Annotated in this window: 26 protein-coding genes and 1 tRNA gene; 13 read left to right on the forward strand and 14 right to left on the reverse strand. The window is 36.2% G+C overall.

Annotation, left to right across the window (positions count from 1 at the left end; all coding sequences use genetic code 11):
* Positions 1–108 precede the first annotated feature (108 nt).
* Positions 109–1,038 carry a hypothetical protein gene (locus tag NFRAN_RS02060; protein ID WP_134482854.1) on the forward strand — a complete coding sequence of 310 codons (930 nt, stop codon included), beginning with the start codon at positions 109–111 and terminating at the stop codon, positions 1,036–1,038.
* Positions 1,039–1,044: 6 nt separating this feature from the next.
* Here NFRAN_RS02060 and NFRAN_RS02065 read toward each other — a convergent pair whose 3' ends face one another.
* Positions 1,045–1,284 (reverse strand): hypothetical protein, encoded by a 240-nt coding sequence (locus NFRAN_RS02065; protein ID WP_134482855.1) that lies wholly within the window; start codon positions 1,282–1,284, stop codon positions 1,045–1,047.
* Positions 1,285–1,378: 94 nt separating this feature from the next.
* Positions 1,379–1,636: a hypothetical protein gene (locus NFRAN_RS02070; protein ID WP_134482856.1), complete on the reverse strand. Its 258-nt coding sequence runs from the start codon at positions 1,634–1,636 to the stop codon at positions 1,379–1,381.
* Positions 1,637–1,986: 350 nt separating this feature from the next.
* Between NFRAN_RS02070 and NFRAN_RS02075 the strand changes: the two genes are divergently transcribed.
* Positions 1,987–3,048 carry a hypothetical protein gene (locus NFRAN_RS02075; protein WP_134482857.1) on the forward strand — a complete coding sequence of 354 codons (1,062 nt, stop codon included), beginning with the start codon at positions 1,987–1,989 and terminating at the stop codon, positions 3,046–3,048.
* A gap of 28 nt (positions 3,049–3,076) precedes the next feature.
* Here NFRAN_RS02075 and NFRAN_RS02080 read toward each other — a convergent pair whose 3' ends face one another.
* On the reverse strand, positions 3,077–3,601 hold the full coding sequence (locus tag NFRAN_RS02080) for a hypothetical protein (RefSeq protein ID WP_134482858.1): 525 nt from the start codon (positions 3,599–3,601) through the stop codon (positions 3,077–3,079).
* A 57-nt stretch (positions 3,602–3,658) separates the two neighbouring features.
* Here NFRAN_RS02080 and NFRAN_RS02085 point away from each other — a divergent pair, with 57 nt between their 5' ends.
* Positions 3,659–4,279 carry a hypothetical protein gene (locus tag NFRAN_RS02085; RefSeq protein WP_134482859.1) on the forward strand — a complete coding sequence of 207 codons (621 nt, stop codon included), beginning with the start codon at positions 3,659–3,661 and terminating at the stop codon, positions 4,277–4,279.
* Positions 4,280–4,292: 13 nt separating this feature from the next.
* Here NFRAN_RS02085 and nadX read toward each other — a convergent pair whose 3' ends face one another.
* From nadX to NFRAN_RS02115, 6 genes are all read right to left on the reverse strand, one after another.
* The gene (gene nadX / locus NFRAN_RS02090; protein WP_134482860.1) at positions 4,293–5,132 is read right to left on the reverse strand and encodes an aspartate dehydrogenase; all 840 of its coding nucleotides are present in this window, start codon (positions 5,130–5,132) and stop codon (positions 4,293–4,295) included.
* 36 nt (positions 5,133–5,168) lie between these two features.
* Entirely contained in the window at positions 5,169–5,744 is a 576-nt protein-coding gene (gene purE / locus NFRAN_RS02095; RefSeq protein ID WP_425321218.1) for a 5-(carboxyamino)imidazole ribonucleotide mutase, read from the reverse strand.
* A 93-nt stretch (positions 5,745–5,837) separates the two neighbouring features.
* Positions 5,838–7,013, reverse strand: coding sequence for a 5-(carboxyamino)imidazole ribonucleotide synthase (gene purK, locus NFRAN_RS02100; RefSeq protein WP_172602046.1), 1,176 nt, complete (start codon positions 7,011–7,013; stop codon positions 5,838–5,840).
* Positions 7,014–7,082: 69 nt separating this feature from the next.
* Positions 7,083–8,135, reverse strand: a complete 1,053-nt coding sequence (locus NFRAN_RS02105) for a 4Fe-4S dicluster domain-containing protein (protein WP_134482862.1) — start codon at positions 8,133–8,135, stop codon at positions 7,083–7,085.
* A 57-nt stretch (positions 8,136–8,192) separates the two neighbouring features.
* On the reverse strand, positions 8,193–8,525 hold the full coding sequence (locus NFRAN_RS02110; RefSeq protein WP_134482863.1) for a hypothetical protein: 333 nt from the start codon (positions 8,523–8,525) through the stop codon (positions 8,193–8,195).
* 14 nt (positions 8,526–8,539) lie between these two features.
* Positions 8,540–9,388, reverse strand: a complete 849-nt coding sequence (locus NFRAN_RS02115; RefSeq protein ID WP_134482864.1) for a sulfurtransferase — start codon at positions 9,386–9,388, stop codon at positions 8,540–8,542.
* A gap of 106 nt (positions 9,389–9,494) precedes the next feature.
* On the opposite strand from NFRAN_RS02115, the gene NFRAN_RS02120 reads away from it, so the two are divergent.
* The 5 genes from NFRAN_RS02120 (at position 9,495) to NFRAN_RS13520 (ending at position 13,654) form a co-directional block, all read left to right on the forward strand.
* Positions 9,495–9,589, forward strand: a tRNA-Ala gene (locus NFRAN_RS02120).
* Positions 9,590–9,869: 280 nt separating this feature from the next.
* Positions 9,870–10,475 (forward strand): DDE-type integrase/transposase/recombinase, encoded by a 606-nt coding sequence (locus tag NFRAN_RS02125; protein ID WP_134482865.1) that lies wholly within the window; start codon positions 9,870–9,872, stop codon positions 10,473–10,475.
* Between the two features lie 280 nt (positions 10,476–10,755).
* Positions 10,756–12,336 carry a PQQ-binding-like beta-propeller repeat protein gene (locus NFRAN_RS02130; RefSeq protein WP_172602047.1) on the forward strand — a complete coding sequence of 527 codons (1,581 nt, stop codon included), beginning with the start codon at positions 10,756–10,758 and terminating at the stop codon, positions 12,334–12,336.
* A gap of 508 nt (positions 12,337–12,844) precedes the next feature.
* Positions 12,845–13,210 (forward strand): hypothetical protein, encoded by a 366-nt coding sequence (locus tag NFRAN_RS02135; protein WP_172602048.1) that lies wholly within the window; start codon positions 12,845–12,847, stop codon positions 13,208–13,210.
* Positions 13,211–13,486: 276 nt separating this feature from the next.
* Positions 13,487–13,654 carry a hypothetical protein gene (locus NFRAN_RS13520; RefSeq protein WP_172602049.1) on the forward strand — a complete coding sequence of 56 codons (168 nt, stop codon included), beginning with the start codon at positions 13,487–13,489 and terminating at the stop codon, positions 13,652–13,654.
* A 214-nt stretch (positions 13,655–13,868) separates the two neighbouring features.
* On the opposite strand, the gene NFRAN_RS02140 is transcribed toward NFRAN_RS13520, so the two are convergent.
* Positions 13,869–14,048: a hypothetical protein gene (locus NFRAN_RS02140; protein ID WP_134482868.1), complete on the reverse strand. Its 180-nt coding sequence runs from the start codon at positions 14,046–14,048 to the stop codon at positions 13,869–13,871.
* 87 nt (positions 14,049–14,135) lie between these two features.
* On the opposite strand from NFRAN_RS02140, the gene NFRAN_RS02145 reads away from it, so the two are divergent.
* Complete coding sequence (locus tag NFRAN_RS02145; protein ID WP_172602050.1) at positions 14,136–14,429, forward strand: HNH endonuclease; 294 nt, start codon at positions 14,136–14,138, stop codon at positions 14,427–14,429.
* A gap of 76 nt (positions 14,430–14,505) precedes the next feature.
* Here the strand turns inward: NFRAN_RS02145 and NFRAN_RS02150 are convergent, their stop codons facing one another.
* A complete protein-coding gene (locus NFRAN_RS02150; RefSeq protein ID WP_134482870.1) occupies positions 14,506–15,432 on the reverse strand; it encodes a cupredoxin domain-containing protein in 927 nt (308 codons plus the stop codon).
* Between NFRAN_RS02150 and NFRAN_RS02155 the strand changes: the two genes are divergently transcribed.
* Positions 15,419–15,853, forward strand: coding sequence for a M67 family metallopeptidase (locus NFRAN_RS02155; protein WP_134482871.1), 435 nt, complete (start codon positions 15,419–15,421; stop codon positions 15,851–15,853). The two genes, NFRAN_RS02150 and NFRAN_RS02155, sit on opposite strands and share 14 nt — an antisense overlap.
* Here the strand turns inward: NFRAN_RS02155 and aspS are convergent.
* The 3 genes from aspS to NFRAN_RS02170 form a co-directional block, all read right to left on the reverse strand.
* Complete coding sequence (gene aspS / locus NFRAN_RS02160) at positions 15,843–17,168, reverse strand: aspartate--tRNA(Asn) ligase (protein ID WP_134482872.1); 1,326 nt, start codon at positions 17,166–17,168, stop codon at positions 15,843–15,845. The two genes, NFRAN_RS02155 and aspS, sit on opposite strands and share 11 nt — an antisense overlap.
* A gap of 92 nt (positions 17,169–17,260) precedes the next feature.
* Entirely contained in the window at positions 17,261–17,776 is a 516-nt protein-coding gene (locus NFRAN_RS02165) for a transcription elongation factor NusA (RefSeq protein WP_145987990.1), read from the reverse strand.
* A gap of 159 nt (positions 17,777–17,935) precedes the next feature.
* Entirely contained in the window at positions 17,936–18,199 is a 264-nt protein-coding gene (locus NFRAN_RS02170; RefSeq protein WP_134482874.1) for a DUF3892 domain-containing protein, read from the reverse strand.
* 303 nt (positions 18,200–18,502) lie between these two features.
* On the opposite strand from NFRAN_RS02170, the gene NFRAN_RS02175 reads away from it, so the two are divergent.
* From NFRAN_RS02175 to sufU, 3 genes are all read left to right on the forward strand, one after another.
* On the forward strand, positions 18,503–19,450 hold the full coding sequence (locus NFRAN_RS02175) for an ABC transporter ATP-binding protein (RefSeq protein ID WP_134482875.1): 948 nt from the start codon (positions 18,503–18,505) through the stop codon (positions 19,448–19,450).
* A 144-nt stretch (positions 19,451–19,594) separates the two neighbouring features.
* Positions 19,595–20,845: an aminotransferase class V-fold PLP-dependent enzyme gene (locus NFRAN_RS02180; RefSeq protein ID WP_134482876.1), complete on the forward strand. Its 1,251-nt coding sequence runs from the start codon at positions 19,595–19,597 to the stop codon at positions 20,843–20,845.
* Complete coding sequence (gene sufU, locus NFRAN_RS02185; protein ID WP_134482877.1) at positions 20,842–21,270, forward strand: Fe-S cluster assembly sulfur transfer protein SufU; 429 nt, start codon at positions 20,842–20,844, stop codon at positions 21,268–21,270. Before NFRAN_RS02180 ends, sufU begins: the two co-directional genes overlap by 4 nt.
* Positions 21,271–21,340: the final 70 nt, after the last annotated feature.

The following is a 21,340-nucleotide window of genomic DNA, read 5'->3' on the forward strand; positions in this document are numbered from 1 at the left end:
GCTCGTTAAAATGGCCGAATTTATTTTCCAATATTTTTTGGAATTTCCTTAGTATTAGAGAATTTTTTCCATTTATATTAATAGTCTAATCATATAAAACGATGGATCATGGACAATAGTAAGGACATCAGTACTTTTTTAGAAAAAAATTTTCCTCAGCATGATTGCATCTTAGTTGGATGTCAGGCAGATGATGACATCATTGTCCATGATTGCTGTGAGTATAATATTATTGCTCTTAGTGAATCGCACGATTCATATCCAACTCCTCTCTATTATAAAATTTTTGAAACCACCAAGCGAAAGTCCAAACTAAACTTTCAAGTGCAAATTATTCCTGCTGCCATATTCCATGATAATACCTTTATAAGGTACTCGGATTATGTTTATTTTCCAAGAAAAGCACTTAGGAATACGGAAATTGATCACTTTAGAAAAAAACATGAAAATTTTCGCAAGACATTTAAATTTGAAATAAAGAAAGAGTTGTTTGATAACATCTATAACTTGTCCTTTTTATCAAATTACTTATCTCAAGAATTTATAGATGAAAAAATGGTTTCATTTGAACTAAAAATGGCATCCTTACGAACACTTAGGAATTATGTTCAATTGTATTCAGGTAAGGAACATAGGCCTTCTCACCTCAAACATCAAATTAATTCAATTATTCAATCTCAATCAATCAAAGTAAGAGAACGGATTGATAACTTACTAGAATTCTTGGGCATGCATAAAGCCAATGTCTCTGCCCTAGAGAGGAGTGAAAAATCATTAAGAATGTTATCTGGAAATCTCCATTCGCCAACGAAAAACCTGATTTTGAAAAAAGTTAATTTTTTCAAACACAAATCAATGTATGTAGACGGATTGTTTTTGATTTATAATTATGTTGCAGACAACTTTCAAGAACAAGAACAAAAAACTTCCTATCAAGAGCTTTTGAAGCGTATTACTGATATTGATAGTAAGGAAAAAATATTTTTGAAAAAAGAGATAAAACTTCTTATAGAGTATAATAAATTACTACTAACCTAAATAAAATTATTGAATCACTATTGCCTGTTCTAGTGGTTCAACTGTTTTGTTTCTTGCTCTCAATTTGGCCTTATATTTCAGGTTTCTTGGTTTAGTTCTAAGTCTATATCCACAGCATGGACACCACAAACCATCCCATTTTATGAAAATTTCGCAAATTTGGCATCGTTTTTGGCCGCTTGCATATCGACCCGATCCCACAGGCTTTTGAGCTTTATGTCTGATACAAATACCTTTACAAGTCATACTTGAAAACCATATCAATGTCGAAGATCTTACTTATAAACTTATATAAGCTTGAAGTGATATTCTTAAGCAAAGAAAAAATAGTAGAGGTTATTTAGGCTGTCACGGATATATTCTTTGCTTGAAACAATTCATGCATTGTCATATATTCGTCCAGTTTCATTCGAATATCGTCTTCGGTAGTGTCATCCATACCTGAAAATCCGGCCTTGAAACTAATTTTGTTGCCAGAAATATTTACATCAGATACTTCCATATCTGCATAGACATTTCCCATTTCATTAACCCATTCTTGTGCTTCGTTTGGATCAAATCCTTCAGCATCTATATTCACGTTAAACATCTTGGTCATTATTATACCACTGCTTTTTTTTTATTAAGGATATTAATAAAGGTGACGTAAAAAATATTAACATATAGAATCAATTTATTTTTTCTCATCAAAACCCCAATACTTCATCAAGTCCTTTTCGAATTTAGAGGCTTGATCATCACTGAGGGGGTCTCCGCAGTTTTTGCAAGATGGTACTACTTTCATACCGTATAGTTTAAAATCCACATCATAAAAGTGAATTTTAGAGCAATTACACATGTTGTAAATAATATTATTTTAGATACTAATTTAACTTTTATTCTTTGGTCGGTCTATTCAAATATACTAGTTATAAACATTTAAAGTGTTTTATTCCTATATAATTACAAATGAATAGTAGAAAAAGCGGAAAGCAAATAACAGTAATTCTTTTAATAACTATGCTTGCCATCTCTACAATACAGTTTGATGTTTTAAGCGAAAGTGCCTTCGGACAATCAAATAATTGGTATGTTGGTAAGGGTGTCCAAGAAGATACCTATTACACGTATGAAATAAGGAATGCAGACACAAATCAGGGTCAACCTTTTACTATGACAATATATTTTAAAGAATATAATGCCACAGGCCAATACTGGATCGCTCCCACATACGTCGTGGATAGCGGAAAGGTAATTAATGGGACTTTATATCTAAGTGATCTCGACCTAACTGCTTTAGGAACATCACCAATACCTCGTGAAATGAATGAGTATCGAGGAGCATATGCCACCACTTTGGGTTGGCTAACAGCTTTTGTTCCCAAGCCTGGCCAATCACTAACTTCCCCATCATGGGGAAAAATTGCAGCAATTGGAGGCTCAGAAATTAGACCCTCTGGAACCGCTAAAGTAACTACTCCTGCCGGAACATTTGATACAACTATAATTAGTTATAAGAAGGGTGCCACTAGTAACATATATGTCAATAGCAATCTGCCTTACCCCGTTAAAGCAGAGACTTATGCAGATGTAACTACAGGTGTTGCCCCTATTCAATATGCTTATGAACTGACAGACACCGGAACTGGTCAACCTCCTCTACCAGAAACACAAATCGAAATTCCAGTGCCCCCATTGAACCTTCAAACCCCCAGGGGAACTTATAACATACAGCTGTTATGGCAACCAGTAGATATCATGGCTGGTAATACAACTAACTTCGGTGTTGTATTTACTGACGAGCATGACAATCTCGTTCAAAGAGTAACTTATGGTTATAAAGTAATGGATGAAAATAGAACAGTAATTGATGAAGCCACAAATCAAAGAGCAAATGACGGAACAGGGCAATTCTCATACACCTTTGAAACTCCAGGATTAAAGTTGCTCCAGATTACTCTTGAGACCGCCTCCGGAGAAGATCTCAGTTTCTTTGTGGAGGGGGCTACCTTTAATCTGGTGGTACAATAAACTACATTATTTTTTGTTAGAGTGATTCTTACTTCTTAGATCTGTTATGATAAACATTCAGCATCAGCCAGTTGCAAAATTGCACTATCTTATCATCTAGACTGGTCCATAAGTGAAACGATCCTGGCAAAATCTCAATTCTTGATGATGGGGCTTCATTACCTCCGCCTCCACCATTACCAGTATTAGGAAATTTTATTCTTACACCTTCCTTACCCTCATACATATACGCATCAACCACTACAATATTTGATCCAAATGTTTTATTGGCCTCCTCCTTGATACTTGATCTTGATATTGGAAACGCTTTCCTAAATTTATCTATTATGATGCTGAGGTTTTCTGTACCATAATTATCAATATCATAAATTTTTTTTTGAGTTGGAAAATGAATTTCTAGATCTACATCATACCTGGATCCAACAAACTTTGACAACTCGTTTAGCTTGTAGTAAACTAGAGAGGGATTCTTAATGACGGTTGTTTTGAAAAACTCTTTGTTTATCGCTATGTTATTTTTTAGGTCCTCAAGCAATCTCGAGAATTCATCCATAGCATACCATGAAATTAAAGTTTAATAAATAAGTACAGCAACTTATTGTAACCAGCGATGTTTGCATCCGACACCGATTCCGAAAGAGCAACTAGCATTGAGGATTATCAAAATACGTGTAGTGAGTTTATAACAGACATCAGTATGGATTATAAGGACTGGGTAGACCGGTATCAGCTCTCTGAAAGTGAAACAAAAACCAGAAAGGACACCATAGACCATATAGTTAAAAATACAAATGATTGGATTACAAGGTTTGGAAATACAATTAAGAAGATCGATATAATAATGAATGACGGGATCAATAAGATGGCTGAAACAACAGCAGGATATCCCTTTAAGATTGACATTACTTCTGCAAATCAGAATAGATATATTATTCATGAAAAAAAACCTATCAAACTAAATTTGAAATCTTTTCCTAGAAATAACAGGCAGGTAAGGATTTGTAATTATGACAAAGATTCTGTATTTTTATTAGGATCTAGCAGTCAAGTCGAAGTTAAATATAGTAACAAGAGTTTTGAATCATCTGATTTATTAGATGAATTCATTGTTCTAAAGCCCGTTCAGTTTGATACAGAAGATGCAATATCTATAACCGTAAAGGTGGAAGAGTTAGAAGGTAACATAGTTAAAGAAAGCAGAGGTTATACCACTCTCATAGTTACAAGATGAATTCTTATTTTTATTATGAACCAATCTGTATATCGTTAACTAGAGCTGACCTCAAACATTCAATTGCGGATAATACTGCAAGGTAACTTGTTTTGGGATTTGAAGGACTTGGGCGATTGTTGATTTTAATATAAAATTCTCCATATTTCCATTTTACTGCAATCTCGTGCCGATTTGTTTCTATGAGAGGATCAACAACTACCCTAACTCTAGTGTCTTGAAAGCCTATTCCAGCAAGGCTGACTAACGCCGAGACATTTATGTTGGATGGAAATTCTTTAATCGCTTCTTCTGCAGAGCCTTCAAAAATGGTTGTCTTGTCAAATATGCTATCGGCATTTTGGCCTCGTTTTAAAAAATATGGGGCACCCTTAATTGAATTAACACTTTTTGTAGTTGTCAAAATAACTTCATCAATGTAACCCTTTACTGCTCTTAGGATATCTGCACCTCCGATTGCACCTGATGGTAAATATACCCTTCTACCTCCGTTATGTATAAGGTTGAGAATCTCCTTGCTAAATGTAGGATCAGAAAAAGAACCAGTACTCATTATCATCATATCTTTTCCTTCTTGTAGTAATTTAATTGAATATCGCCGAGCGGCTTCGATCGAGGCAGCCTCTACAACAAAGTCAATTTTGCTAAAAATATCAGAAGTAATAAAGTCATCAAAACGGTCAAACATAGCATCTGGTTTATTGGTTAAATCACTTTCTAGATAATCCAATTGTTCCCTTTCAGTATCAAATAACACACAAACCCTGCAATTTGGAATATTTCGATCATCTATGCTTTTTGCAATCTCATAACCTATAGCACCACACCCAATTATCGCTATATTCTTAGTCACTGTATATCTTTTTACAACAAGGTATTTCTAATACGTTTATTTTCCTTTGTGTGATTTCCTGTACTGTTCAAGATATTCCTCATGTCCCATTTCGTCTAATTTTTCATTCTTTAGTCTTATTTCATTCCGCATCTTTTGTTTGAATTCGCTTACCTTGTCAAGTAGAACTGGGTCGGTAGCAGATAGTATTGAGCAGGCTAGAATTCCTGCATTTCTTGCACCATTGATTGAAACTGTGGCTACGGGTACTCCTGGGGGCATCTGAACGATAGAATATAAAGAGTCAATTCCTCCAACTGGGTTTGTTGGACTACATACTGGAACACCAATAACAGGAAGTGGTGTAAGAGAAGCGACCATGCCTGGAAGATGGGCGGCCCCACCGGCTCCACTGATGATAACTCTAATACCTCGTGATTCGGCCGACTCGGCATATTGGTACAATTCTTGAGGTGTTCTATGAGCCGAGACGATCCTTACCTCATGTGGGATTTTAAAGTCGGATAATATCTTTGCGGCTTCACTCATAATCTCCAAATCGGAATCACTACCCATAATTATTCCCACCCTAGGAGGCTGTTTTGATTTATTTTTATGAACCTTACGGCGTATTGCAGAATTTTTGACAGATTCGTTAGTGATTTTATTGTGTTTTAAGATTTCCAAATGCTGATAGGTACCTTCTCATCTCATAGATTTGAATTTTTATGCCATTTTTTGTTTTCCCTGTACTGAGAGCTTTCTTTCTACCATGTCTCTTACAACTAGTGGATTAGTATTTGATATTAGAATAGTTACATGTCCAAGTTTTCTCTTTGGACGCGTCTCTTCCTTCCCGTAAAGATGTATTCTCACGCCAGGTAAAGCTAAAGTATCTCTAATTCCATTCAATGTGTACGGACCTGAAACCTCCTCAGGACCCAAAATGTTTATCATTACGGCTTTTGATTCCAATGTTGGTTGTGGCATGGGATAATCTAGAATAGCCCTTAGATGTTGCTCAAATTGAGATACCGAACATGCTTCTATAGTATAATGTCCGGAGTTATGAGGTCTAGGAGCTATTTCATTAATTAATACCTCATCATCCTCATCTAAGAACATCTCGATACCAAAAATACCGGATCCCTTAAGAGACTCCATTGTTTTAACGGCCAAATCAATCGCTCTTTTCTCCGCCATAGCAGTAATTTGTGCCGGCGCTATAGTAGTCTTTAGGATATGGTCCTCATGAATATTCTCAACCACAGGAAAATAGGAGATACAACCAGATGGATTTCTGGCAATCATAATCGAAAGCTCCTTTTTAAAGTTAACATATTTTTCCAGCATACACTCACGACCCGAAAAGTACTCTAGTGCACCTTTAATATCATCCCTAGAACGAATGAGATAATTACCTCTCCCGTCGTACGAGTCTTCACATGCTTTCAGTAAAACCGGATAACCGAATTCTGCACACACTTTATCTACCTGGTCTTCATCGAGTACCTCCTTAAAATCTGGAACGCTAATGTTGTTTTCTCTCAGAAATTTCTTTTGACGAAGTTTATTCTGGACTATCGAAAGTGTCTTTGGTGATGGATGAACTTGTACTCCTGAATTCTCCAGATTGGTTAGTGCCCTGGAATTAGCCAATTCAATTTCGTAAGTAACCAAATCCACTTCATGTGCTAGTTCATATATTTTTTGCTCGTCAGAAAAATTGCCCACTATGACTTTATCAGCAAAGCTGGAAGCAGGACATCTTGTTGTGGGATCTAATATTACCACTTGCATGGACATCCGTTTAGCTTCGGCCGCCAGCATCTTACCAAGCTGACCGCCTCCAATAATCCCCAATCTAATCGGTTCAGTAACGGATAATTTATCCTTATACAAAGTCAAACTATACTATCAAAAATAACTTCTTTGTAGAGGTAAAATAAGTTAACGCTCTCTCAGGACAAATTATTTTTTGAATATTTTTATTGCCTGAGGAGGACAAACGTTTTCGCAGGCCAAGCAAAAAATACAATCCTTTTCTCTTATCATGAATGGTTTTCTTTCCGAAGCTGGATGTCCTGGTGTTTCTAGCCATTCGTAAACGTTTACTGGACACGCATCAATACATGCTCCATCAGAAATACAGATATCGAAATCTACACAAACATCTGTACCCCAAATTCCAAGTTGTCCTGGTGGATCGTATGGTCCCCATACTTGAATTCCCTTAAACTTGCCTGCAGGCTGTCTTTTTGATTTAAAACCAGTATCAATTGGACCTTCTGCTGCAACGTGATCTGTTCCTGTTCCTGTCAACTGCAAGGTAGTATCCTCAGACAATGGAACAGCAGTTGCAGCTGGGGGAGTTGAAACAGCGGTTGATGGCGATTGGGCGATACTATCTGAGGAACCTTCTACACCGGGTTTTGCAGTGGCAACCTCAGCCGAAGCAGTAGGACCAGACAGCACTTTTTGATCCGATTTGAGATCTTTAGATAAATCTGCCAAAGGAGTAATTTGTTCTATTTTCTTAATAGCATCTTCTTGACTCAGCTTGTGAATTTTTTGATAATAACCAATAAGTTTTTGACCTATTTTGGTGTTCCTTATTATATTATCAATTATTATCTTTGCATGACGATCAGCTGTATGTCTGTAATTCTTAATCCAGTAATAATCACCAAAATGCTCTATTGGTTTAATTTGATAAATTAGATCCAAAACTTCGCCTGTAACAATTTCAACAGTTATGTCGAGTTCAGCCGATTCTTCTTTTCCACTATAAAAATCATAACCTTTTTCTACCCACTTTTTTGTTACAAATATTCGGTCTGCAAATGTATCCAATGAATATCCAAGTTTTTTAAGCTCATTGACTATGCCAGTAATTTCTGATTGATTTACAAGTTCTACAGGTAACCTGAATATCCCCAGCTTAGCCCCATGAGTTGGATAAATACCTCGCTTTGCAACCTCAGAAAGCATGACCCAGACTTTATCTGACAGCAAGAAAGACATGGAATAAAAATATTCTTTATTGCAGGATATTAAAACCTATGTTTGATTTTAGCGACTTTATAAATCATCTGGACAAGTCATCTCTCTGATTTCTCTGTATTTTCTTTCCATTTTTTCTGCATCTTCTATTACGGTATTAATATCATACCTTGATTTTGGATATAACCAATTAATAGCTACTTTATGGCCTGTTCCTTCCATATCGTAGATCATTCCGCGTGAAGACTCGATGCCGGTTTTTTCATCCGTAAATTTGTCCTTGACTTCCAAGCCCCGTTTGGTTTTGTCATAAAGTATGTAGGAATTTGGTTGCTCAAAGATAAAATAAAATCTGCCTTTCTTAATAGGAGTTGTCTCAAGAAGGGAATTTGATGGGCGAGAATCACTCAATTTTAAGCTCCTGTCTATTTTTCAATAGGATTTCCTATCATATTCCCCCATTCAGTCCATGAGCCATCGTAGTTCTTTACTGACGGATAACCAAGTAGATATTTTAGTACGAACCAAGTATGAGAAGATCGCTCCCCTATTCTGCAGTAACAAATCACGTGCTTATTTGGAGATACACCATTATCGGCGTAAAGTTTCGCAAGCTCTTCAGCAGATTTGAAGGTTCCATCTTCATTTAGTGCCTGTAGCCATGGAATATTCTTAGCCCCGGGTATGTGACCTCCTCTTTGAGCGTGCTCCATCGGGTACTCCGGCGGTGCAGTAATTTCTCCTTTAAATTCCTTTGCGGAACGCACGTCAACTAACGCTACCTCTTCCTTCCTAAGAGATCGCTTCACATCATCTAGATATGCTCTGATTCCCTCATTTGGTGCAGAAGCGACGTAGTTGGTGGGAGTTATCACCGGCTCTTCCTTGGTGTACGGTCTACCCTCGCTTTCCCACTTTTTTCTCCCTCCATTCATGATCTTGATCTTTTCATGACCGAAATACTTGAATACCCAAAAAGCAAATGCGGCAAACCAATTATTGAAATCACCATACAGAATGAGTTCGTCTTCTTTTTGGATTCCCAGTCGGGACATGAGATCTTCGAATTGTTTCTTGTTTATTATATCCCTGGTGTCAGGATCATTGATATCTCTCTTCCACCAGACCATTCGAGCATTCGGAATATGGCCCTCTTTGTATGCATTTTCAACATCATAGTCTACTTCCAAAATCTTGATCTGGTTATTGTTTAGATTATTACTTACCCAGTCTGTTTCACACAATACACTTGGATCTGAATATTGTTTGGACATAATTCAAATTATTCACTTTAGGTATATAACATATTTGTCAGATAATTCAATTACTCAAAAACAATAAAATAGTACGTGAAACATGTTTGAATAAAACAAACCAAATGGGCCGGTAGTTTAGACTGGTAGAATACCTGCCTTGCATGCTACTACAGGCAGAGGATACGTAGGTGGTCGTGGGTTCAAATCCCACCCGGTCCATATCAATTATCCCCTTTTTTGAAACCGTTTAAACGATTTTGTAATTCATAGTATATTGAAAATCAAGAATGATAGTTTTTTGATAAGACCAGTAGTGATAGTACGATATTCTCATTTGAGTTTACAGAAATATGGTAAATATGGAATTTTCCAATAATTCTGGTGACTTTTCCTTCTCTCACAAAGCCTTCAAACTTGCCTCACATTGTGAGCGAATTGGATACATAGGCTCTGTTCATTTAACGATAAACCTATAGCTTGAAGATGTCCTATTTCTTTTATGATTAGCAGAAACAGAACACCTTCAAGGTATGTATATTATGGGTTGCATTTGTACTTTTCAGGTTTATCTTTAAGAAAAGCCTCGGAAAGATTGTCTCAGATGTATAAAAGAAACCATGTCTCCATCTGGAATTGGATTCAAAAATACAGGCCTCAAAAATTGAAAGCATCAAGAAGAAGAATTCTAGAATATATTGTAGACGAGACAATGTTGAAGGTAGGGTCAGAATACATCTGGCTTTGGGTGGCGATAGAGCCTGCAAACAGACAGATCCTCGCACTTTCTATATCCAAAGAGAGAAACATGTTTGTTGCAGAAAGATATCTTTCTAATTTGATCAAAGTTCATGGAAAGCACCCAGTTTCTACAGATGGTGGGACTTGGTATCCCATGGCTTGTCAGTTTCTCAAACTCGATCACCATATTCATTCCTCTTACGAGAAAAGTGTAATCGAAAGAACGATGCAATATATCAAGGATAGAACCGAAAGTTTCGATGATTACTTTCCTTGTAGAATAAAGAACTGCAAGTTAAAGCATGTACGGAATTGGCTGCGGCTCTTTGTAGACTATCATAACAATGAAATAAAACATATTAAGTGAACAGAGCCGATACATAGGTTAACATTCACTAACTAGATTTGGATTTCCAATCATTGTGAATTACATGGGCAATGCATTATAAGAGCTTTGGTTTGAAACAAACTACACCAATAAAGGATTTTATCCTAGTTTGGTACTATTTTAGAAGAAAGTTATGAAAAGTGATAATTTTTTTCTCATAAAAACTCTTATTTTATGTTCTTTTGTTTTAGTCATGGTTCAAGGTCTTTTTGTTTTGGATCAAGTTTTTGCTACTTTAGATCAATCTAAGCAAAGCCCAATGAATAACTCTAATGTTCATACTCCTAGTAATATCGCTACCATTACTTACCCCTCAAAATCTGAAACCGGCATGGAGCCGGAAAATATAGACAACTGGATTTTTGTCAACCATGACATATATGGAACACGTAATAGCAATCAGACCGAGATAGGTAAATCCAATATTGAGAACTTGGAGGTAAAATGGAGATTAAACAACCCCTTTGAGATACAGGAGCCTCCAATTATAGTTGGGAATACAGGTTATTTTCAGGACTATGTTGGAAATATTGTTTCTTTTGATACCTCAAATGGAAATATTAATTGGAAGTTAGAAACCGAAGGAGGCCCAACTATGGGATTGTACTATTCCAATGGAGCAATTTATGCTACTGTTGGAACCGACGCAAAGATCATCTCCATCAATGCTACAAATGGAGAGGTGATATGGGAATCCGAAAGATTGGGTGATACGAGTTTAGGTTACGTAATTAATTCCCCTCCACTTTTATGGCAAGACTATGTTTTGGCAGGCTCAGGCGGAAGCGGACTTCCACCAGGCGAAGGTTATGTAAGAGGAAACATTACTGCATTAAACAGTACAAACGGAGATATTATTTGGAATATCGAAACCACTACCGGTGAGTGGGTAGAAGTAGGCAAGAATCCTCCCAACGGAGGTGCTACAGCATGGTCTGGAGGCTCAATTGATCCTGATACAGGTACGGCCTTCATTCCTCTAGGTAGTGCGTCTCCTAATTTCAATGCTTCCACTCGGATGACCCCAAACCTATACTCAAATCATATGGCCGCAGTAGACATCCCATCGGGAAAAATTAAATGGGCAACACCATTTATTGCCCACGGTACGGTATTAGATGTAGATGTTCCGGATACTCATGATTGGGATACTTCTTGGGGAAGCAGCATTAGCAATGTGAAATTTGACAATGGAACAGTGAAAAAAATAGTCATAGGACATGATAAGGCAGGAAATTTGATTGCAATGGATGCTTTATCAGGAGATGAAATTTGGTGGACTACACTTGGCAATCAAATCGGGACAGATAAGATCCCCATGCCAGAGGGAACAGGTATGATCTGGTCATACGGAGTGTATAATTATCATGCAATAGATAACGATACTATTTATTTAACGGCAACCAACAGAGGACTAAACTTTTTCACGGATGGGATTAGTGGACATAAAGAAGCACCTGACGATTCAATCGAGCAAGGTTTAGTAAACGGTACCATATATGCAATTGAACTAAAAAACGGAAATATAAAATGGAAGATCGATACGGAATATCCACCACGTGTTTCTCCGCTAATCTCTAATGGAGTATTATATACTGGATATATAGAGTTTGGAAACAATGAAAGAAATGGAATCGTTTTAGCTATGGACAAGGAAACTGGGGAAGATTTGTGGCACTACAACGTGAATGCTGCTATTTCTCCGGTAGGCGGTTCTATCGGAAATGGTATGTTGTTTATACCGACGGAAAAGGTCAATCAAGTAGATAATGACGAAGAGGAAGAGGAAGACGGAGAGGAAATTGGGGGATCTATTGTAGCATTTGGTCTAAGAGAATAATGACTTTTTATGTTCTTTTTCTTCTTCTGAGCATTCCAAACAGCATAGCGAAATACCGTTTGATTTAGTATTCTTATATTTTAATGTGCAAGTTTTACACTGTTGAGAAGCACAATAATCACAGTTTCTGACTTCATTATCGCAAATCAATTTAGAGCAAATTCGACAGTTGCTGTAATGCTTGTTACAAATTGTATTGTTGCAATAAAAGCATCTTTTAATTTCATTTCCTCTAGCTATATCAATATTTTTTTCACAAACGATGCAAATTTTTTTAGCCGAAGGCATCCTAGTTTACTCCCCCATTCATTAACAAGTTAGCTGACAATATTGTTTAAAGACCCAACTGCCAATAAAAATCATTGACTAGCAATATATTTCCTAGCTAAATAATAATTTTCAAAATTTTATTTATGTAGAAAAAGGTTTCAGAACAAGAATTTGTTGGAAACGTACAAAAATGATTTAAGAATTATAAATAAATCAAAAAAGCAAACTAACTTTGATTATGAAGAATATTATGATTCTTACTCTAATTACTATGATTACGCTATTTCTTGTTATAGATACCAATTATATATTTGCTGATAAAATTGATTCTGGAGAGTTTCTAGATGTTTCTAAACAGGCCCAAACGGAAAATCAGGTTGATGAGAGTAAGGATATAGTACAAGACAACAATCAAAATAATCAATGCAGAAACAGTGCAAAGTGTGAAAATCAGTCTCTCGAACAACTCAATAATCAAAATAATCAATGCAGAGACAGTGCAAAGTGCATAAATGAATCTGTTTCAAATATTTTCGTCTGCGAAGAGAGATCATTATGTCTAATACAGTACGAGGGCCCCTTCGAGCTGTTGAATCCATACTAGTACCTACCAGCATTAAATTTGTTCTATTTTTAGCAAGTTTAAAACATCAAGTATTAGAAAAAACACATCACAAACCTAAAACAAGAAATAAAACATCCAGAAGTACGTCCATTTGGTCGTTAGAATGATATCTCGTTTTACTTAAATCCTCACTTATAGAATCGAATTTTATATATGCTAGATCCATTGCGCCGAAGAAAAAAAGTCAAGAGTATTGAAACTATTTTACACTATTGCAAAGGTTTAAAAAATTTAGAATAGACTATATACATTACCATGAAGGTCCAACAGCTAATTTGCGACAAGTGTAAGGTCGTTTTATTGGAGAAGGATTCTAAACATCTGGATGAAGAAAGATTTCCCATAACTGACGAGGAAGCCAAAATGATAGACAAGGAACACAGAGGTCATGAGTGCCATATCGAACTAGTAGAAAAATTTTGATCCAACCTATTAGATTATTGGATCAAAACTTTAATAATAATCCAAACAAGAATTACTTGGCTATGAAGAAAAATTTTTGATGAAATCTGTGATTAAAAAATGTTATCCCTCGGAGCCACCTTTATTTTCAAATATAGGTTTGTTTGTGAATGATGTGAATATTATAGTCGCAGTGGTTAGTTAATTGCGGTACATCAGTATACAAAAGACTCCATCACGATCCAAAATATTCAGATTTGTGTTCCAGACTACAAAAGTATTCTATTTTCTTGACTCCCATATTAGCATCCCCATCAACATGTGCCCAAGCCATTTTCTGGTCTAGTCTATTTCCACAGAAAACGCAAACCACTGTATCCTCCTCGCCGACTGTTTGATCTTCTTTTATCACCACAGCTTACAAGAACCAAAACATCACATTGAGTAATAAAATTTTACGCTTAAGAAAGGGTTTATTTAAGACAACAAAATAATAATATTGTTGTCTTTCTTTGGGAATGCAGCAGGAAGTAATAGTAGGAAAAAAGACAAGTACAAGGAATTGACGCTAGCTATAAAACAGATTGTGTTAGAAAGAGCAAAACATAGATGTCAGATTTGCTCAAAAAAATTGTCAGGTACAAACTCTCCCCACTTTATTCATATAAGTGGATCCAAAAAGGATAATAGACCAGAGAATTTAAGAGCAATATGTCCAGCGTGCTATGAGGAAAAATCACCCAAGGATAGCGGGAACATGTTTTCGTCCTTCAAAAAGATTTTTTCAAAATCTTAGAATTACAAAATTTATAGTTTTTTTTCAAATCTATTTAAAAAATAGGTTAGTTTGTTAGCTAGTTATTTCGCGTCCATTATCCAAGCGCAAAGGATGCTTTCATAAATGGATGTAAGGTACAAAAGTACTCGTACTCTGATTCTGATAATGTTGAGGTATCTAGAACATATTTTTCGTTTGTCATTATCAACGCAGAGTCAAATGACATTCCATCATCTGCAAAACTTGTGACAGTATGTGGAACATTATCCAAATTGGTCCATTCTATTGCCTCGCCTTTCTTTGCTTCTATAACTGCAGGTTCATAGCTAGGATTTCCCTGTCCAGATGCTCCTGCAGGGATTGTCGCAGGAACAATAGTAGTATTAACCACTTTTGGAATAGTCGTTTCTCCGCCTCCTTCTCCGGTTCCTTCTCCTTCCCCTCCTTCTGCTTGTTCTGCAGTAGCTGGAACAGCTATCCAGATTGAAGAAATTAGAATTCCCGAACCAACTACCATTACAATCACACAAACAGTAGAGATTTTTACAAAATGTTTCATTTTTTTATGTAAAGCTACAACAATGATAAGGGATGGAATACTAATGGTAAGAATAATAGCCATAAATTGGAAGATCGATGGGACTTTAGCGCTAACCTGTACGGCACCCATAATACCGGCACTTATAAAGAGGATTAGAATAATTCCTGCCGTGGTTTTTGCTTTTTTTGATGTCGGGAATCCATCCTTAAATAATCCCGCTGTCAAAAGGATTAAACCGAAAAACATACAGAGAATGGAAACAGCATGCATACCATCCATAAAAGTTTTTGCAATCCCGGACAAAGAAACAGCTACACCAACTGCTCCTACAGTCGTTAGTCCAGCTCCAGGCATAAGCAAATCCCAGTCTGTCATAAACATGATAAAGGTGGTAGTGGCATAATTAATACTTTCTTTATTTGACTTTATGAAATTACTTATAAAATGACTAACAAAAAGTGAAGATATGGGTAACGGCATATCAATCTTGGTTAGTAGAGGTCAAATTTCAATCCTAGATGAATTTGTAAGAGATAACCAGCCGCTCGAAGCATGTGCAATACTACTGGGAAAACGTGAAAGCAATGCATTTGTAATCAAAGAGATAGTCCCAGCTCAAAACAGGGACTCGTCTATTGTACGATTTACCATAGATGACGATATGCTTTTTGAAATCTACAAACTTGCAGATAAAAAAAATTTATCAGTCGTAGGAATATTTCATTCCCATCCTTCAGAACCATATCCATCTAGCACAGATAAATCCTATATGAAAGTAAATCCGGTTCCTTGGATAATAAAGTCAACTACTACTGATGAAATGCGGTGCTTTATTTCCAGTGATCAGGTAAACGACAACGAATCTCAAATCGAAGAAATTGAAATAAAAATTAGGGACTAATACGTGTTGTGTCCCTTGGATACAAGACGGTTTCTCGAATGTTATTGACTCCCGACAACACCATCATTAATCGGTCTAATCCTAACCCACATCCAGAGTGTGGAGGCATCCCCCATTCAAAGACACGCAGATGATCTTTGAAACTTTCGTGAGAAAGTCCTTGTAACTCCAACCTACTCTTTAGTTTGGTTACATCATGCTGTCTGGTTCCTCCCGAAACCAACTCTAAATACCCAAATTGCAGATCAAAAGATTTAGACATCTTAGGGTCGTCCTCCTTTTCATGAATATAAAATGGTTTCAAATCTAAAGGCCAATCAACTATAAAAAAGAAATTACTAAACTTTTCACCAAGTTTCTTTAATGATGCGTCAGAAAGGTCTTGACCAAATTCAACCTCCTCACCTAAATTTTGTAATTCGTTGATACAATCTTCGTATCTTATTCTTGGAAATTGCTTTTGTGTTAAATCCTCAAATGTTTTTGGTTCAAGTATTGGATTTTTAACATTTACTCGTTTTGATTCCTTGGTAAAAACAATTAACCTTTTTACCAAGTCTTCTACCAAATCCATTACGGCAGTATAATCAAGGTACGCTGCTTCCATATCAACACTATAAAACTCATTTAAATGTCGTAGGGTATGAGAATTTTCAGCTCTAAAGTAAGGTGCGATTTCAAATACTCTATCAAGTGAAAGCACCAACTGTTCTTTGTATAGTTGTGGACTCTGAGCAAGGTAGCCCTTTCGCCTAAAATAATCAAAAGAAAAGAGATTAGATCCCCCTTCGCTTGCACTACCTATTATCTTTGGTGTATTCACCTCGATAAAATTATTCTCAGAGAAAAAATCACGAATAATGCGAAGTATTCCTGAGCGAAGGACAAAAATGTCCAACACCTTCGGATTTCGGAGGTCAAGGGCTCTACTATCAAGTCGGGTATCCAGGTTAGATTCAACTCTACCAGTTGGATCGATGGGCAAGGTCAAGGATGCCTCAGAAAGTATAGTTATTTCATTAACACTCAACTCGACTGCAAAATTTTTTGCCTTGGTCTCCTGTACTTTTCCAGCAATCATAACGTTACTCTGTCTTGGTATATTACGTGCCTTTAGTAAAATTTCACCCTTTAATACAGTCTGGACGAGGCCTGTTACATCCCTTAGCATAATAAATCCAAGTTTGCCAATATCCCTAAAATCTTCAATCCAACCTGCAACAACTACCTCAAAACCAATATCCTCTCTAGTCAGTTGCGAAGCATAATGTGTCCTTGAAATCCTTCCCAGTTTAGCGGGAGTTGTAGTAGCCATACCAGAAGAAAAGAACCTATATCCTTTTAATTAAATTACCTATGGCCAATCAATAAAAGAAGAAGAAGAAGAAGAAGAAGAAGAAGATAAAATCAGTCTTCAGATTCAACTATAAGATCGATCTTCCTAATAGCCATCGATATTTTTTTGATTGTTTCAAGCTTATTCTTGTCCATTTTATCAAATGCAGATTTTTCTACCACTATTCTTGTCATCTTGCTTCCGTCAGGTAGCCAAACAAAATTTACGCTCTCCAAATGTACTGGATGAAAGAGGTTTTCTAAAAATCTCCGATCGTTTGAATCAGCTTCTAATATCCATACGTTCTTTCCAAAGCCTTTATTTATCATTTCTTTGAGACTTTCATTTGATCTAATTACCCTCACATCAGAGGTTTTTAGCAACAATACTTGTTCATTTCCAATTTCCTTACCAGAAATTAGAGTCATCTTATTTATTAGCGAATTTTTTTGAGCTAGTCTTGAAAGAATAATTGAACTATCCACATCTGCTTGGGTTATTTGGCCCGATTCAAGTTTGGTTTCACACAAATTGCATAAAATACCAGTTTTAGCATCAAAAGTACAAATTGGAGTCTTGAGTACCACTACAAAATTTATGAGGAAATGCACTTAAATATCTTTGAATCGTAATTTACCGACCAATTCTTTCTACAACCAGACAGATAGATTGGCACTAGTTGTAGTAGATGTGTTTTTTTTATCGCTTTAAAGTGTCGATGGGACTTGGTACATGAGTCGGCCTATCTATTTACACCGAGGTAGAAAGTTAAGACTATTTGGTAACTTTTTATTGGTAGTACTTGAAAGGTATAGATCATTAGATTGCGGATCTCGTACTGCAAAAACCCTCAACCTAATTCCCATTGCATTTATAAAGTAAGAATTTTCCCTGGACAAGATTTTTTCTGCAATTGTATTTACATCAAATAACTCCCCATCAATTCCGACTTGCTCGATTTTTCCCTGATCATTTTTTTTGATACACGATATAATATATTCGGAAGTCATTTACTGTAAATTTTATGCCATTTAAATTATTAAATATATTCTCAAAGAGCACACAATAAAGAAAAGAAACGGTATACAAAGCTGTTATCCCAGTAGATATGTTTGAAGGAATCAAGAGTATCACTAAATATTTTCATTCAATCATTCAATCATTCACATTTAACTAGTCAGCTTGAATATATAGGATTTCAATATATGGATGAATCAAAAAACTAACTAATTTAATATGGAAGACCTCGTTATTGAATATACACGCATCAAACAACAAAAACAACAACAAACAGTAATTCGGAAAATAATAGGATGTTAATCCAAGATCTTTCAATTACATACAAGACGAAAACCAGGACCATAGTAGCTGTAGATAGATTATCATTTACAATTAATGAGGCCGAAGGAATTGGTATTATTGGTGAGTCAGGGTCTGGGAAAAGTACAATTGGATACGGCATTATGAGATCCCTTCCGGAAAATGGTTCAGTTGAATCTGGAAGCATTCTGTTTGAAAATCAAAATCTTTTGGGAATTCCAATGAGAGATTTTGATTCGAAATATAGATGGAAAGAAATCGCCATGGTGTTTCAAGGTTCGATGAACAGTCTTGACCCTGTTTTTACAATTGAAAATCAAATGCGGGAAATTCTATACACCCACAGAAAGGATCTACCAAAGGATAAACATAGTGAAGTTGTTGAAAACGCACTCAATTCTGTAGGACTAGATCCAAGTTTGGTACTCAAAAAGTACCCTCATGAATTAAGCGGCGGAATGAAGCAGAGAATTGGTATTGCTAACGCTTTGCTGGCAGAGCCTACACTTTTGATTGCAGATGAGCCAACCACCGCATTGGATGTAGTTACACAATCACAGATTCTCCAATTGTTAAAAAAATTAAAGAAAGAAAAAAAGATGAGAATCATAGTAATTACTCATGATTTATCCCTTATTCCGAATTTAGTTGACAAATTAATAATAATGTACGCTGGTCAAGCTGTTGAAATAGCAAATGCCTCCTATGTTTTTGAAAAGCCTCTGCATCCTTATACTCAGGCTTTAATTCAATCGATACCAAAGTTACATTCGTCTGATAAGAATATACGATTCATCAAGGGGAACCCTCCGGATTTATCTACAGTTGGCAAGGGTTGTAGATTCAGAGATAGATGTCCCAAGGTCTTTGACAAATGTGTAGTTGATCCTCCAAAATTTCAGGTTGACAAAACCATGGTAAGGTGTTGGCTTTATCAATAATTTCCGTTAGTTGCCTTCGCAAAGGAAATGGAAGGAAGGGAGGAAGGGAAGGAAACTGAGTTCCTTTGACAGATATTCTAAAGGAAGTAGATTGCGCCAGACGATATTAAGTTTATATCTTAAATTGGAGAAGTATACATATTAATGCAAGCTCTTCTCGATGTCTACAAAATTAGACAGGACTTTCCGATACTGAACAGGAAATTGAAAGACGGAAAGCGGTTGGTATACTTGGACAATGCCGCAACTACTCAAAAACCTAAAGAGGTAATTGATTCAATTAGCAGATACTATTCAGAATATAACGCAAATATTCATAGAGCAGTGTATCAGATCGCAGAAGAGGCAACAGAGGAGTATGAAAACACTAGAGAAAAAATTAGAAAATTCATCAATGCTAAATATCCTGAAGAAATCATATTTACAAGAAATACTACAGAATCTATAAATTTAGTTGCCTATACATGGGGAAATTCAAATATTAAAAAGGGCAACAAGATAATCCTGACTGAATATGAGCACCACAGCAATATAGTGCCATGGCAAACACTTTGTCATAACAAGAATGCAAAGGTTAGGTATTTGGAGGTAGATAATGATGGTTACATCAGCCTAGAAGATCTTGACATGATGATCTCAAAAAAAGAAGATGGAAAGACCAAACTCGTATCTCTTAGTGAAATGTCAAACGTGTTGGGCACCATCTTTCCTGTAAAAGAAATCATAAAAATGGCACATGAAAAAGAAATCCCAGTTCTTTTAGATGGAGCTCAATCGGTGCCTCACATGAAAACCGACGTTCAACAATCAGGATGTGACTTTCTTGCTTTTTCAGCACACAAGATGCTTGGCCCCACAGGAGTCGGTGTATTGTACGTCAAGAAGGATATTTTAGAAGAGATGAAACCATTTATTTTAGGTGGCGATATGATTAAGGAGGTTCATAAGGAGAATACGATATTCAATGACCTTCCCTATAGATTCGAGGGAGGAACTCCCAACATAGCCGATGTAATAGGGTTTAATGCAGCTATCGATTACCTAAATAAGATTGGGATGGAAAACATTCGTGAACATGAGCTTGAAATGACAAGTTATTTGCTAGACAAGATCCAGGACGTAAAATCCACAACAATATATGGACCCAAAAATGCTAAAGATAGAGGAGGCCTGGTATCGTTCAATATGGATGGAATACATCCTCATGATTGCGCTACAATCTTAAATGACTACGGCGTTGCCATAAGGTCAGGTCACCATTGCGCACAAGTGCTCATGGAAAAGCTAGAAATCGTAGCATCCTCCAGGGCCAGTCTATATATATATAATACCAAAGAGGAAATTGATATATTAATAGATGCTTTAAATCATGCTAGGAGGATATTCAGTACATGAGTGAAGATATATACAGAGAAATGATTCTCGACCACTATAGAAACCCAAGGAACAAGGGTAAGATTGAAAAACCAGATATTAGGATAAATGACAGCAACCCTTTATGTGGGGACGAAATTTCCATAGACCTGAAAGTTGAAAATGATATCATTAAAGACATTAAATTTGACGGGAGAGGATGTGCAATTAGTCAAGCAAGTGCTTCCATGTTGACAGAAATGGTTTCAAACAAACCACTTACTAAAATAAAGGAAATAACAAAGGACGACATACTGGAAAATATCGGACTGACCAATTTAGGGCCAGCTAGAATAAAATGTGCATTGTTATCTTTGAAGGTACTCAAATTAGGAATGGTAAAGTATTATGTAGACAAAGACCCATCTATAGCAGAACAAATGAAAGATCAATCAAAGGTTTTTTGATTCTTTTTCTCGGAAATAGAATATACATATATCTTTTGAGGAAATACAATAAGGTATTATTTTGTAGCTA

It is taken from the genome of Candidatus Nitrosocosmicus franklandus, from assembly GCF_900696045.1.
Taxonomy (GTDB): Archaea; Thermoproteota; Nitrososphaeria; order Nitrososphaerales; family Nitrososphaeraceae; genus Nitrosocosmicus; species Nitrosocosmicus franklandus_A.